Genomic DNA, 14,884 nt, shown 5'->3' with positions numbered 1-14,884 from the left:
GCTGCAAATATACCTCCTTTTTGGATATCTGCAAGCCTTTTTTGCTATTTTTGGGAAATATTTTGAAACAAGGAATTTACAGAACTGGAATTGAAGTGTTTGAATGTGGAAATATTTTATGGCTTATAGCAAGTGGCGTGTTGACCTTTCCTGAAAGCCCCTTTTGAATACATACTATATATATTGTGTAAATTCTACATGAATCCAGATTAATACTTTGTCATATATATAGAAAGGATGGGGTAAAACAAAAAAGACATGCACCAAGGCATGTCTTTTAAATATTTCATAAATCACTTTTCTTATAAAAAGAAGTTCCAAACCAGACCAAAGCGAACAATAAAATCACGATATGGATAATTGGGAGCGGAATAGAACTTATACCCAGTCCATGCTGAGTTGAAATGTTCTGCCTTCAAATATATCCTCATTGTTCTCACTTTTGCATTCACGAAAAAGTCAAGCATTGGAAAGTTTCCAATTTTAGTATCATTTTGAACATAGAATTCGGCAAGTAATGGATCGTAACCATTCATATTATATTCAGTGAAATACTTAAAGGTAATTCCGGCTTGTAAAAAGAGGGCTTTCTTTTTAAAGAAATGGTTGGAATAGTAAAAGGTATTTCTTGTGATGAATTGGGGTACGTTAAAAATATTATCACCATTCAATACATTTTGGTACATAAAGGTGTTGTCCAAGGCAAATTTTCCAAATCGAATTTCCCTATTCAGCTTCAACCTCAAATAATTTACTGTATTGTCAGTCTGAAATGGTTTCACTCCTTCGGCCAATTCATCCTTAGCGAAATATGTGTAATTCGTAATATTAGAATAATCAAAAGAGAGATTTGCCAATTTTTCAGACTGCAATTCCACTGCCAATTGCTGTGTTTGCACATTGTCGAATGTACTGGAATTATCCCAATTGTAATTGAGATAGTCACTGTGATATAGCAAATAATTATAGTTAGGCGCCTTGGAACTAGAATTAAAAGAAGCACTAAACTTGATATCATCTGTAAAACTATAGTTTGCGGAACCCTTAAAGAAATTGCCATCTAAATCTCCAGAAACATTAATACCAAATTCCCCTAACACATTAAACTTACCAAAACTATTAGCGTAACTTCCTCCTGCTTCCAAAACATCACCCTTTAAACGATTAGTAATTGCATTGCCTTCCAAAATTACCAAAGCATCATAGCCGTAATTATAATTATAGTAATCCAGATTTACCTTAATATTACCAATTGTTTTCTCTTTGAAATCAACATAAAACCGATTTCTAAAATCTTCCAAGGTCACTTTGTCATTTATTTTGCTAGTCAAAAATGCTTCGCCAAAAAAATCGTTTCTGGAGCTTTGCACAAATTGGTAATACTTATCCTCAAAGGAGATAACATGCCCAACATAAAAGTTTGGCTTTTGAAGTGAATCATGGGCTTTCGTAACTTGATATTGGTGCACTAGATGAAAACGCTTCCCTTCCAAAATGTTTTCGGCATTTTCAAAAACGGGATCAAATACGGACCTATCCTTAAATTCCTTATTCCCCGATTCAAAATTAACCAAATCTATATCCCTTAAACCTCCGTTTTCCTCGTTCATTAAATCCTGCATGACAATATGCCCTCTAATTTTATAACGATTATTCTTGGTGGAAAAATTGGTAACAAACCTAAAATTACCAGTGCTTGTAAGTTGATGCTGGTATTTCCCTAAAGAGCGTAAACCTTTATAGGCTATAGTGAAGTTAAGCCGTTTAGAAGTATTCACACTGAATAAAGCATCCAAAAGATGTCCTTGCTCAAAGACCGTTTTATAACATAACTCAGTAAATGGTGTAGCCACTTCATAGTAGTAGATATCTTCAATTTCCATATAATTGAAATGTCTTGCCCTAGCCCCAAATACAGGCATCACATCTGTATTAGAAACATTATAACTTAGAGAATTGAATGTTTGCCCCGTATTCAAAAAATTAATCCGTTCAAAATTATCCTTTCTGAGGTAATTAAACTTGTAGTCTTTTTTAATGGTAAGTGAGGTATCTACAAAAGTGGTATCATTTTTATAAGACACCATTTTGTACATATCGATGGTGGCCGATTTATCTTTTGACTTACTTTTTTTGTCTCCGTTTATATTGGCCTTTGTTGTATCAATAGATGTCCTCCCTTCATTAGCTAATGGCTTCTCAAATTTCTTGACCTGAGCACTCATTAAAGTCGTTACCAAAACAAAAACACTGAAAAGTAATTTCCTCATACCTGTAGTAAAATATGGAGCAAAAGTAAGGATTTAAAACGAAAATAAAGTTAGAATATTATAGGCAAAACCAAGAGAACAATGTCTTTATATTCCTTCAAAATGATGTATCTCATGGAGTCCACAATAAAAAAAACGCAATAAGGAATTCCCTATTGCGTTTTTTTTACTTAAAACTCAACTCTAAGTTAAGTTCAATTGCAACTAAAAATTATTCAATAACAATTTTCTTGTTAAAGGTTTGTGTACCATTTTCAACGTTCAAGAAATAAACACCAGTAGAAAACTCCTTAACATTAATAGTATGCAACAAACTAGAAGATTTTAAGGCTCCATGATAAACCATACGTCCATGAATATCAAATAGACTAACTTTAGAATTGTTTTCTACAGAAGTTAATTTTAAATTGATAACATCTTTAGCTGGGTTTGGCCAAACAGCGACATTTTGAATTTCGTTATCCTCAACCCCCAAAGTAGCATCTATTCCTGTTACGATTAAAGAAAAATTTTGTAAACCTCCTTGCAAGGTTCCTTTATGAGAAACTGTGATAGTATACTCTCCACTTGCATTTGAAACTTCCACTTTTTCTACATTATCTACACTATTATCAGCTTTAGTGGCAGCATTTCCAGGAGATGCCACATTTAATTTCCAAGGATAATTAACTTCTGATCCTTTAGTTACTCTAACATCCAAATCATTTATCAACATTGCAATAGGATTATCTAACATCTGAGCTTGAGTACCGCTATAAACAGTCCCCTTTGGATCCGTCCAGCAAACAGTTACAACTAAAGCCCCCCCTCCTATGGCAGTTACATTTGTAGAAAAAGTTTCACCATTAGTAATTGACGTTTCAGATATTATTGAAGATGTTCCTTCATTTGTAATAGCATTTGCAGCAGCTTCCGCATTTAATAGTCCCCAACCAAATCTGTAATCTGGTCCATTTCCAAATCCTGCCTCATTAGCTGTGTGAATAGCCAAACCTTTAGCTGTAGCAGCTAACATATAGTTATCGTTCAAGTTATGATAATGCTCCTGCAGCAAAGCCAATGTTCCTGTAACACTTGGGGTAGCCATAGAAGTACCTTGATAAACTACATAAGCATTATCACTAGTTCCAAAAGAGGACTCTACTCCAACTCCCTTTGCTACTATATCTGGTTTAATTCTACCATCATCAGTCGGTCCCCAATTGCTAAAGTCACTCATAGAAACACTAAGAGAACTTGTATAATTGTTAACCTGATTAACAGCCCCAACAAGTAAGGCATTTTTAGACATGGTATGACCACATAACATATCATATCCTCCTTTATTAGTTGCTTTTGTACTTGACAATCTATCGTTTCCTGCCGCAATAACCGGTAGATAATGAGGAGCATTATAAAGTAAATCATCCATCTGCCTAGAGTTATTATCATATTTACCAAACCAATATACAGGAACACTTAATTCTCCATCGTCATTGAAAACTGATGTTCCATAAGAGTGATTTGATAAAATCATTCCAGAAGCAGCTTCACTTGCCATTTCAGATAAATCATCATACCAATCATATGCTACAATATCAGCTTCGTAAGCCATTCCTTTAGCATTCGCTTTTACACCAGAAGCAATCATAGTACCCGCCACATGAGTTGCATGGTTTGATTTATCATTAGCTTGTGTAAATAGTAGAAAATCTTGTTGATTAATTCTACCTGTTAATTCCTGATGAGTTTTTCTTACAGCATCCCCTTCCCACAAGCCTAAGGTTAGTCCATTACCTGAAAGATCTAAACCAAGTGAACCTCCTTCGTATAATTCATCTGCTTTAACTGTAGTAGCGGCGCCAGCATTGAAACTAGTAATATAAATAGGACTTCCATCAATACGTAAACCTTTTAAAGTAGCACGTTTGCCATTAACGGATATAGTATCAGTATACTTTTTCCTAGCTTCCCTTAAAGATCTATCAGAATCCATTTTAATTTTTTCCGATAATTCGATTAATTTTACCTTATCCTCTTGCTTTAGATATTTCTCTATACTCTTTGCATCTTGTGCCATCACACTAACTTGTGCTAAGATTAGAGCAATCAATGTAATTTTTTTCATTTTGTAGGTGTTTTTTTAAACCGGCCAAATATAACCTTATAGATCAGATAAAACAAAAAAGGAAGCCTTTTTAACGCTTCCATTTTTGTTTCCAAATCTTTTAACAATAAATGTTACTAAACCGTTAATTACATCCTATAGTAAATTTTATAAACTTAATTTTAAACATAAAAAAAGCCAGAAAATCTATCAACTTTCTGGCTTTTCATTATCTGTATCTTGATTTTAATAAAGAGCTAATTCAACCTCTACATTAAAAGGCTGGGTGAATAAGCCTTGTGTCAAACTTAGATAAATAGTTCCTGTAGCTTGATTATACTCACCAGTACTATCTTCATCACCAGCAACTGCATTCGTAGTTGTAGGCGTTACATCCACACTAAAATCACAACCTATTTGGATAACAACAGGATAATAATACTGCCCTAAGTAATCATCAGACCCTGTGGCCGCAGCTACAAACTCTCCCCAAGCATTATCAACAGCATACTCATTCAATCCGCCTGTTGGCACTAACTCTCCTTCAAAGTTATTAACCAACGATGTACCAATATAAGCAGAGCCATTAAATGATGTTCCAGGGATATCAATCAAACAATATTGATTTAAGCTTAAAAGATAGGTATTGTCAAAACCAGCAACTTCACCTTCCTGCATATCAACTAAATCTATCGCCAATGTTGACCCATCTGTTGAGATGGCATCAAAATTTCCATAAACTTCAATATAGCCAAGATATTCATTTGCAGGAATAGTAAATGTATATGACTTAAACTCATATTGATCAGGTGTTGCAGTAGTTAAACCTTCATTCACAGCCACTGTAAATGTTCTATCTGAAGAAGAAGCTTTTGTAACCCCAACACCTATCTGAGTACTTGATTCAGCAGCATCTTCAACAAAAAACTTACTGGAAGTACTTTCGGTAAAATATAATAAACTGTTACCATTATATACTTCCGCCTCTTGCTCCTCACACGAAGTCAAGAAAAGCGAAAATATAGACAGTATAAATAAATACTTTTTCATTTTTTTATTCTTAAAAATTAATATTGATTGTTTTGTTGAATAACATCATTGGCAAAAATTTCCGCTGACGGAATAGGCAATGCCATTCTGTAATCAGTAGCATCTAATGCACAAGGGTCAGCAGCTTGAGAACAATCGTCAGCATTTCTGTTTACACCCAATCCATATCTTCTTAAATCAAAAGATCTATGCCCTTCGAATGCCAATTCAAAACGTCTTTCTCCTAAAATGTCATTAACTGCGTTACTTACATTATTATAAGATACAGTTACTGCTTCCCCTCCAGGTACTACACGAGCATTTCTTAAAGTTTGCACATCTGCCGCAGCTAAATCTAAAGATCCAGTTCTAGCATAAGCCTCTGCTCTAATTAAATATTGCTCACCAGTTCTGAAAACTTTAATATCGTTAAGACCAAAATTAGCATCTGAACCTAGATATTTTCCAACCATAAGGTTATTTTCATCAAAATTAGCAACATCAATATTCACATAAGTTCTAATATCATTCGTGAAACCATTTTGAGCCATATGATAGTACAAGCCATAGGATAAGTTAAAAAACACATCTCCGTTAGTATCTGTAAACAAAGTTCCTACAGAACCATCACCAGTAGTTCTAGCTAATTTAAAAACAACTTCAGTTTCCACTTGATCTGTAAAAACTCCTTGAAACTCAGAAGATGTAGCCAAAGGGGATGCATTGATTACTTGAGTAGCAAAGCTAATGGCTGAAGCATAATCCTTTTCATATAACGCAACTCTTGCTCTTAAAGCGGCAATACCAGTTTTAGTAAATCTTGTATTATCTGTATAAGATGCACTCAACAAATTATAGGCTTCTGCTAAGTCAGTTTTTACAAAACCAAACACCTCGCCTACGGTATTTCTCGGGAATTGCTCAAAAACATAAACACCATCAATGATTGGCACAGCTAAAGACGCTGATTCGTAATCTTGTGCATACAATCTCATCAAATCAAAATGTTGCATTGCTCTAATAGCCAAACATTCAGCTTTAATTCTTTGCATTGCCGCTTCTTCCTCTTCATTTAATGGAGAAATTTTATCAATTGCCTCCAATAACCTGTTCGTTCTTGCAATAACGTTGTACATATTTCCCCACAAACTTCCAACTTCATCAGTCCCTGGGTTGATAGACCATCTGTGTACCTGAATTCCTTGTCCTCTATTGGTTTCTCCAATTCTACAGTCATCTGAAAAACGTGATGACCAACCAATGATATTAGAACCAGATATACCAGCATAAACGCCGTATACACCTCTTTCTAAATCGTCAACATTCGTGAAAGAATTTTCCTCTAAAATTTCATCATCTGGATCTACATTGTATGCATTCTCACAAGAATAAGCAAAGCCAAGGAGTAGAGCCAACAATAGATATTTTGATATTTTTTTCATATTATTTTTTTTTAAAATTTAAGATCCAATCCAACTGTAAAAATTCTTGGTGTTGGATACTCATACTGTGCAATATTGTTACTATCCTCTGGATCGAAACCAGTAAACTTAGTCCAAGTATATAAGTTTTGACCTTGAGCGTATACTCTTAATCCAGTGATATATCCAATGCTATCAATATATCTTTGTGGTAAATTATAAGCTACCGTTAAATTTCTCCACTTTGTAAATGAAGCGTCTTCAATATCCTTAGAAGAGAATTCTCTATTATACAAGTAACTTTGTACTTCTGTAATATCTCCAGGTTGTTGCCACATATCTAACATGATTGTTGACAAGTTATATTGAGCAAAGTTAGGGTTTTCTTGGAAGAATGTTTGGTTGTTAAATCTATAATAATCAGCAGCAAAACTAAACAAAGTAGATACTTCAAATGCTTTGTACTTCAATTTAGCACCAAAACCACCAGTCCAAACTGGGTTATAACTTCCAAAGTCAGCTACTGAGTTAGCTTCACTATATACATTGGTTACATTTCCATCAATATCATAATATAATGGCTCACCATTTGCTGGGTTAACTCCTGCCCATTTAACAATATAATGAGATCCTAAAGGCAAACCTTCTCTAATAATTGAAGTTCCTTGTTCAAATTGGCTAACTTGTCCTAAATCCAAGATTTCGTTCTTGTTATAGTTGAAGTTACCATTTACCTCAAACTCAAAATCATTAGTTCTAACAAGAACGCCAGTTAAACTTACATCAACACCAGCATTTCTCATAGAACCTGCATTAGCTTGGATACTAGATACTCCAGAAGAAGCTTGAGACAAGTTATAAGTTACAAATAAGTCTGTAGTTTTATTATTATAGTACTCAACTGTACCAGACAATCTGTAATCAAATAAATCATAATCAATACCAACGTTAAATTGGTTAGAAGTTTCCCATTTCAAATCTTCATTTCCAATTCTTCCAAAAGCAATACCTGTATTTCCATTATAAGAAGTTTGACCATATTCAGTAGCATAAGCAAAATCAGCTACTGCGTTTTGGTTACCTGAAGTACCATAACTTGCTCTAAGTTTTAAATTATTGATTGTTCTATTACCTGACAAGAAGGCTTCATTAGAAATATTCCATCTACCAGCAACAGAATAAAATGTCCCCCATTGATTCTCATCTGAAAATTTAGAAGAAGCATCTCTTCTTAAAGAAACATCTAAACCAAAACGACCATCATAATCATAATTTGCAACACCAAAATATGAAAATAAACCACGCTCAGTTACAGAACCACCTACTGAAGGAATTAACTCATTTTCAGGAGTACCTTCACTAATACCTGCTGGAACTCCTGGCAATGTAGGGTTGATACCATAACCAGTAAAACTACTAGATCTAGCATGTGTTTTTACGTACTCCATAAATACCCCTGCAGAAAAATTGTGCTTGTTTGCAAAAGTATTTTCATACATCAATCTTGTTGTAGATGTAATATTTGCATAATAACTATTAGCCTCTGTATAGAATCCTGCAAATCCAGGCTCAGTAATACTACCATAATAAGTTGAAGGGTCAGCAAATCTAAAAGTATTATCTTGACTATAATCAACCCCCAAATCTGTACGCGCACTAATATTCTTAAACAATTCTCTTTCTGCAAAACCAGAACCTACAAATCTTATCTGCTTATTCTCTCTCCCGTTTACATGAAGATTCTCCAAGGCATTAGCACCTACGTTACCATTACTTGTATTATAACTTCCATCTTCTTTGTAAGGAGTATAGTAAGGAGAAGCCAAGTATACAGCTGCATAAGGGTTTTGCAATGTAATTGAGCTTTCTGAGTCAATTAAATCTGAAATGGCATAAGCAACTAATGTATTCAAACCAATCTTAGTTTTATCATTAGGTCGTACTTCATAGTTGTTACGTAAAGTAAAACGCTTAAGATTTGATCTATCAGCAATACCTTCCTGATCAAAATAACTAATACTGCTATAAAAACGAGATTTTTCAGAACCTCCAGTCATCGCTAATTCATGACTTACAGTTTGACCTGTTCTAAAGAAATAATCTTCCCAATTAGTATTGGTTTGAGATAATTCTGCGATTTCTGCATCAGACAAGCTTGCTCCCGTACCTCTCCCCACTAACTTTTGAAAGTTAAGTAATTGAGAAGAATTCATTAAATCAAAACGAGAGTTCCCCACATGAGAAACCCCATATTGAGTTCTATATGTAAAACGTGTCTTTTCACCGAAAGCTCCTTTTTTAGTAGTAACTACGATTACCCCATTAGCTCCTCGAGAACCATAAGGTGCAGTTGCACTAGCATCTTTAAGAATAGAAATGTTTTCAAAATCATTAGGGTTGATAGCAGCAAAATCCCCAGCAGAAACTTGAATCCCATCTATAATATACAAAGGATCATTACTTCCATTGATAGACCCATTACCTCTAATTCTTACTCTAGCAGATGCTCCTGGTTGACCAGAACCAGCAGAAATCTGAACCCCTGGCGCCTGACCTTGTAGAATTTGATCAAAAGAAGCTAACGGTACTTGTTCAATAGCCTCTGCATTTACAACAGAAACCGCCCCAGACACTTTAGTTTTGTCTTGGGAAGAATACCCTACTACTACCACTTCTTCCAAAGCAGCAATATCTTCCTGCATTGAAACATTTATAGAATTACTTGTGCCTACTACAATTTCAACAGCTTTCATACTAACAAATGAAAATACCAAAGTTTCCCCTACATTTGCGGTAATAGTATAATTACCATCAAAGTCAGTTTGAACACCTCTAGTAGTTCCTTTTACAATTACATTTACACCAGGCAATGGCAAGCCATCTGCTTCTGATATAACTGTTCCAGTGACCGTTTTTTCTTGCGCGAAAGAAAACTGCATCACTAACGCCATAAATAGCGTCATTAACCATGTTAACTTTAATTTCATAAAACAATTATTTGAGTTAGTCTTGCGCAAACATCATAATTAAATATTAAATAAACAAGTTATTTTATTAAAATAATGTTAACACTCAACACTCTCAAAACCAGCATAAACACTGGTCCTATTAAAATAATTATTCATAAAAATTTAAATTATAATTACATTTATTCAGAACAAAATATAATATCATTAAAATTTTAACATTTTGACTCTTAAATCTAACTTTTCAAAATTCTCAATAGAATGTGGAACCGATGAAGCTGGCCGTGGTTGTTTGGCAGGACCTGTAACAGCCGCTGCCGTTATTTTACCTTCTAACTTAAAAAACGATTTGATAAATGATTCAAAAACTCTTACAGAGCACAAACGACTGCTTCTTAAACCTGTGATAGAAGAAAAGGCTGAAGCATTTGCCTTTTCCCATATTTGGCCCGACGAGATAGACAGCATCAATATTCTGAACGCTTCCATATTGGCGATGCACAAAGCAATTGAGCAATTGCATACTCAACCAGAATTCATCATAGTGGATGGCAACAGATTCAAACCTTTTAAGTATATTCCTTTTGAAACTATTGTCAAAGGAGATGGCAAATATCTAAGTATCGCAGCTGCTTCTATTATTGCCAAAACAGAGCGCGACGCTTATATGAATAAAATCCACGAAGAATTTCCAATGTACAATTGGAAAAAAAACAAAGGTTATCCCACCAAAGAACACAGAGAAGCTATTAGAAAATATGGCATTACCAAATACCACCGAAAATCTTTTAGGCTACTGCCTGAACAATTAAAATTTGAACTATAACTGAAAAAATTCACCTTACCTATATATAATGGTATACACCTAAAACGGTGAATCATTTTTTTTGATTCTGTTTCAGTATATTTGCCTTGAAAAGTCCATTTTTCTCAAAACCCCTCTTAATGAAATACGTTTTTGCAAGTCTCATGATCCTGCTTTTTTTTAGCTGCGATTCAAACTATACCAAGCAGACAAAATTAAGCCACCTAATTCCAGAAAATACCAATGTTGTTCTAAAAACATCAAATCTTGGCAACCTGAGAAGCAATTTTAAAAACAATGATTTAATTGAAGCACTTTCAGAAAACAAAAATACCAAGAGCTCTTTCAAACACCTTGAATTTTTAAAACACCTCAACACAGACAACCCTGTATTAATTTGTTTCAGCTCCAACCCTAAGGACAGTTTGAATGTTACGTTAATCACCAAAAATACCCCTACCTTAATAAAATTCGATTCTCTTACAAAACATAAAGACGAGATTCTCAAAACCAAATACAGAACCATCCATAAAACCACGGTAGAAGATCAGATATTTTACAGCACCATTATTGATAGCATATTGTTTGCTTCCAATTCTAAAGAAACCGTTGAATTGGCTACCCCAAAACCAATCACCGATTTAGAATTTCAAAAAGCGTTAAACGCTTCATCAAACGACAAAACGGTTTCTGCTATTTTCACATCCAACAAGCAATTCCCCTCTATTTTTCAATTGGAAGAATTGTCTAAAGTGAAACTCTCAGACTACCTCATGGTAGACCTAACCATCTCCCAAGACGACGTTAACTTAAACGGAATCACCAAAGCTCTGGATTCTACCAAAAGTTTGATCAACATATTTAAAAACACTATTCCCCAAGAAAACAAAATAAGCCACGTTTGCCCTCCTGGAACAGAGGCTTTTTTGAGTTTCACCTTCAATAACTATAAAACTTTTCACAAACAACTAGAGCTGTTTTCTAAAAGAGATTCCATAACAATACAAAATCCTCTTTTTGAAAACATCAATGAAGTTGGTGCTATTGACGAAAATGACTCTAAAGCAATATTCTTAAACTCTATAGACCCAACTTCCACTTTGGAACATTTAAAAGAAAATACCTTAGTAGAAACCTATAGAAACATTTCCATTTACACATTTGGGCAACCGGATGTATTCAAAAAAGAATTTTACCCTCTTATTACTTTTGACACAGCAAGCAACTTCATCAATTTGGATGACTATTTTGTGTTTAGCGACAGCATCGAATTACTAAAAGAGTTTATTGCCAATTACCAAAACGACCATACCCTTTCCTCTGAAAGTTATTACCAAAACCTTACAACACAACTAAGCGATGAATCATCCTTACTATTATATGGTAACAACAAAGCATTGCTTTCAGTTTTAAAACAAAACTTTTCCGAAGATTTAGCTATAGATGCAGACAACTATAAAGCCTCTGCCCTACAATTTATTTATGACACGGATTTTGCCCACTTAAATGCTGTTATAAAAAAGCACAAAGCCAAACAAAGCTCCAACGACATTTCAGAGGAGTTCACCATTACCTTAGACAACGATCTTTTAACCACACCACAATTTGTCACCAACCACATTACCAAACAAAAAGACATTGTGGTACAGGACGTCAAAAACAATCTATACCTCATTTCCAACGAAGGGAAAATTTATTGGAAAAAACAACTTCAAGGAAAGATTCTAGGCAACATAGAACAGATAGACATGTACAAAAATGGGCGTCTGCAATTGGCATTTGCCACACCAAATCACGTATATGTCATTGCCCGAAACGGTAAAGACGTATCACCGTTCCCTTTAAATTTCAAGGACAAAATAACCCAACCTCTATCGGTTTTTGATTACGACAAAAAGAAAAACTATAGATTGATGGTGACTCAAGGCAAAGAGGTTTTGATGTACGACCAAAAAGGAAAAACTGTTAATGGCTTTACATTCAACAAAGCCAAGCACACCATATACACACAGCCGCAACACTTTAGAATAGGAAGAAAAGACTACATTGTGTTTGCTGAAGGAACTACGCTTAAAATTCTGGACCGCGTTGGAAAAACCAGAATTAAAGTGAACGATGCCATCAATTTTTCAGACAACGACATTTACTTATACGAAGATAAATTTACCACAACAACTTCAAACGGAGCTCTGCTACAAGTAAATCAAAGTGGGAAAATAAACAGCTCCAATTTAAACCTGAATGAATCCCACAAAATTGACGCCACCAGCAAAACCTTTGTGACACTTTCCGAGAACAAACTGAACATCAAATCACATCCTATTGAATTGGATTACGGCGAATATACGGCTCCCAAAATCTTTTATGTAAATGACAAGATTTATGTCTCCGTAACCGATTTGCAATCCAAAAAAGTATATCTGTTTGACAGCCAAGGAAAATCCATCCCTAACTTTCCAATTTATGGAAATTCAGCAATAGATTTAGACAGCATCGACAAGGACAAAAATGTTGAAATAGTCACCAAAGGAGACGCTAACAGTTTGATTATCTACAAAATAAACTAAAGACATTAAGGATTATATTATAAGACAAGTAAAAGTTCTATTTGCAATCACGGCCAAAATTTTGTATATTTCACTTTATTACAATTAGTTATACAAACACCAAAAGTATAATCTTATACGCCAAGACAGCCGAATTATAGTCCCTCGGATTAAACGCCAAAGTTTTCTTTGGCGTTTTTTATGATCTAATCTCTTCAATTTTTAGTAGTATTGCAGCTTGAAAATTCAGAGTTCCAAATCATGATCAAACGCACAAAAGCTTCTATATCAAAATGCATCATCCACAAGGTGGGCAACAAATTCAACAGCACCAAAAATGCTTTTTCAGAAAACCTTTTAGACTTTGATGAAGTTAGCTACGAACTACTGCTCCCCTATTTACTTCGCCCTTTTGGATCTATTGCAGAGACCTATCGTTTCAATCACCATTCCAATATAGAATTAAATGAAATAAACAGTTACGCATCACAACTTTTGGCAGACGACACAGATTTTATTGACGTTTCAAAGCATGTAGTCAACCATTTGTTTGAGCAATCCAATTCGGCACAAATAAAAACTGGAGATGTCATTGTTTGCATATTTCACGACATTCAGTACGAAGACTATACAACAGACGCCGTGGGGATTTTCAAAATTGAAAACAAAACCAATTTTTTCCAGACCTATATGGAAAATGGCAGCTACGACATTTATGTTCAGTCCGGGATTCAAACTAAAAAAGTAGACAAAGGTTGTTTGATCCTGAACGCTGCAGACGCCGAAGGTAAAATTGTGTTGAGTGTAGACCATAACAACTATGACACCCAATATTGGATTAAGAGTTTTTTAAATGTAAAATACCCTGATGATTCCAATGAACACACCAAAAACTACATCGAGATGTGCCGCGAATTTTCAAAGGAAGTGGTACAGCCTAATTTTGGAGGACAGGAACACAGTAATTTCTTGGCCAAAACAGTAGATTTCTTTAAGGAACGTGAAATTGTAAATGTTGAAAATTTTAAGGAAGAAGTCTTTGAAGAAGAAAAACACAGAACTTTGTTTGACGACTTTAAAAAGGACTACGAAACCGATCACAACATCGTAATCCGCAACCAATTCGACATTTCCGAAGTGGTCCTTAAAAAGCAAAAGCAAAAAATTAAAAGCGAAATCAAACTAGATACCAACATCCAAATTAAACTGGATATTGATGCGCCCGATGCCTCTGAGGATTATTTAGAACGCGGTTATGACGAAGCCAAAAAAATGCACTATTACAAGGTATTTTTTAACAAAGAATTCTGATTTAAATCTCTAAATATTCTGTAAATTTGCACCCGATTTTAATACTATAATTATGAAAAATGCAGTTTACACCTTAATTTTTGCGTTATTTTTAAATTTTAACAGTTTTAGCGCAACGTCTAACATTCAAGATTCAGTAGTAATAGGAGATGTTTTAACCATCAACACTCCCGAAAGTCAAACTTTTAAAGATATTGATTTTCCAAAACTTAATCTCGTTGTCAAACGTGGTGGAGTTGCCTCTTACAATAGTGTAGATAACGTTCCCGTAGTAGTATCTGAAATTAAGGCAGATAAAAACGGAAACACCATTGTGGTACTGAAAAGACAAGATGGCAAAAAATTCTTCAACCAATACAAAGAAGTATCGGCCAATTTACAAGATGCTTTGGCTTCTGGAGAATTGAGCGTAATTAAATAAGCTTATAATTTAGGCCCCTTATCTATAAA

9 protein-coding genes are annotated in these 14,884 nt (G+C 34.5%); 4 read left to right on the top strand and 5 right to left on the bottom strand.

The window, feature by feature from the left end:
* Positions 1 to 302: 302 nt before the first annotated feature.
* The 5 genes from BKM32_RS07750 to BKM32_RS07730 all read right to left on the bottom strand — a co-directional run bounded on the left by BKM32_RS07750 (position 303) and on the right by BKM32_RS07730 (position 9,793).
* Positions 303 to 2,270 (bottom strand): putative porin, encoded by a 1,968-nt coding sequence (locus BKM32_RS07750; protein ID WP_076663310.1) that lies wholly within the window; start codon positions 2,268 to 2,270, stop codon positions 303 to 305.
* 211 nt (positions 2,271 to 2,481) lie between these two features.
* Positions 2,482 to 4,377 (bottom strand): S8 family serine peptidase, encoded by a 1,896-nt coding sequence (locus BKM32_RS07745; RefSeq protein WP_076663309.1) that lies wholly within the window; start codon positions 4,375 to 4,377, stop codon positions 2,482 to 2,484.
* 225 nt (positions 4,378 to 4,602) lie between these two features.
* Positions 4,603 to 5,364, bottom strand: coding sequence for a hypothetical protein (locus tag BKM32_RS07740; protein WP_123812083.1), 762 nt, complete (start codon positions 5,362 to 5,364; stop codon positions 4,603 to 4,605).
* Between the two features lie 59 nt (positions 5,365 to 5,423).
* Positions 5,424 to 6,827, bottom strand: a complete 1,404-nt coding sequence (locus tag BKM32_RS07735) for a RagB/SusD family nutrient uptake outer membrane protein (RefSeq protein ID WP_076663307.1) — start codon at positions 6,825 to 6,827, stop codon at positions 5,424 to 5,426.
* An 11-nt stretch (positions 6,828 to 6,838) separates the two neighbouring features.
* Positions 6,839 to 9,793, bottom strand: a complete 2,955-nt coding sequence (locus BKM32_RS07730) for a TonB-dependent receptor (protein ID WP_083702129.1) — start codon at positions 9,791 to 9,793, stop codon at positions 6,839 to 6,841.
* Between the two features lie 202 nt (positions 9,794 to 9,995).
* Here BKM32_RS07730 and BKM32_RS07725 point away from each other — a divergent pair, with 202 nt between their 5' ends.
* From BKM32_RS07725 to BKM32_RS07710, 4 genes are all read left to right on the top strand, one after another.
* Positions 9,996 to 10,598 (top strand): ribonuclease HII, encoded by a 603-nt coding sequence (locus BKM32_RS07725; protein WP_076663305.1) that lies wholly within the window; start codon positions 9,996 to 9,998, stop codon positions 10,596 to 10,598.
* A gap of 119 nt (positions 10,599 to 10,717) precedes the next feature.
* The gene (locus tag BKM32_RS07720) at positions 10,718 to 13,144 is read left to right on the top strand and encodes a DUF3352 domain-containing protein (RefSeq protein WP_076663304.1); all 2,427 of its coding nucleotides are present in this window, start codon (positions 10,718 to 10,720) and stop codon (positions 13,142 to 13,144) included.
* A 240-nt stretch (positions 13,145 to 13,384) separates the two neighbouring features.
* On the top strand, positions 13,385 to 14,434 hold the full coding sequence (locus tag BKM32_RS07715; protein ID WP_076663327.1) for a nucleoid-associated protein: 1,050 nt from the start codon (positions 13,385 to 13,387) through the stop codon (positions 14,432 to 14,434).
* A gap of 52 nt (positions 14,435 to 14,486) precedes the next feature.
* Positions 14,487 to 14,855 carry a hypothetical protein gene (locus BKM32_RS07710; RefSeq protein WP_053978411.1) on the top strand — a complete coding sequence of 123 codons (369 nt, stop codon included), beginning with the start codon at positions 14,487 to 14,489 and terminating at the stop codon, positions 14,853 to 14,855.
* The last annotated feature ends 29 nt before the right edge of the window (positions 14,856 to 14,884 follow it).

Source organism: Mangrovimonas sp. DI 80, from assembly GCF_001975575.1.
In the GTDB taxonomy this organism is placed as follows: Bacteria; Bacteroidota; Bacteroidia; order Flavobacteriales; family Flavobacteriaceae; genus Mangrovimonas_A; species Mangrovimonas_A xylaniphaga.
This window is presented reverse-complemented; position numbering and strand designations above follow the sequence as displayed.

Coding starts and splice junctions, on each gene's coding strand:
- BKM32_RS07750 (WP_076663310.1), bottom strand. CDS start 2,270: ATGAGGAAATTACTTTTCAGTGTTTTTGTTTTGGTAACGACTTTAATG.
- BKM32_RS07745 (WP_076663309.1), bottom strand. CDS start 4,377: ATGAAAAAAATTACATTGATTGCTCTAATCTTAGCACAAGTTAGTGTG.
- BKM32_RS07735 (WP_076663307.1), bottom strand. CDS start 6,827: ATGAAAAAAATATCAAAATATCTATTGTTGGCTCTACTCCTTGGCTTT.
- BKM32_RS07730 (WP_083702129.1), bottom strand. CDS start 9,793: ATGAAATTAAAGTTAACATGGTTAATGACGCTATTTATGGCGTTAGTG.
- BKM32_RS07720 (WP_076663304.1), top strand. CDS start 10,718: ATGAAATACGTTTTTGCAAGTCTCATGATCCTGCTTTTTTTTAGCTGC.
- BKM32_RS07715 (WP_076663327.1), top strand. CDS start 13,385: ATGATCAAACGCACAAAAGCTTCTATATCAAAATGCATCATCCACAAG.
- BKM32_RS07710 (WP_053978411.1), top strand. CDS start 14,487: ATGAAAAATGCAGTTTACACCTTAATTTTTGCGTTATTTTTAAATTTT.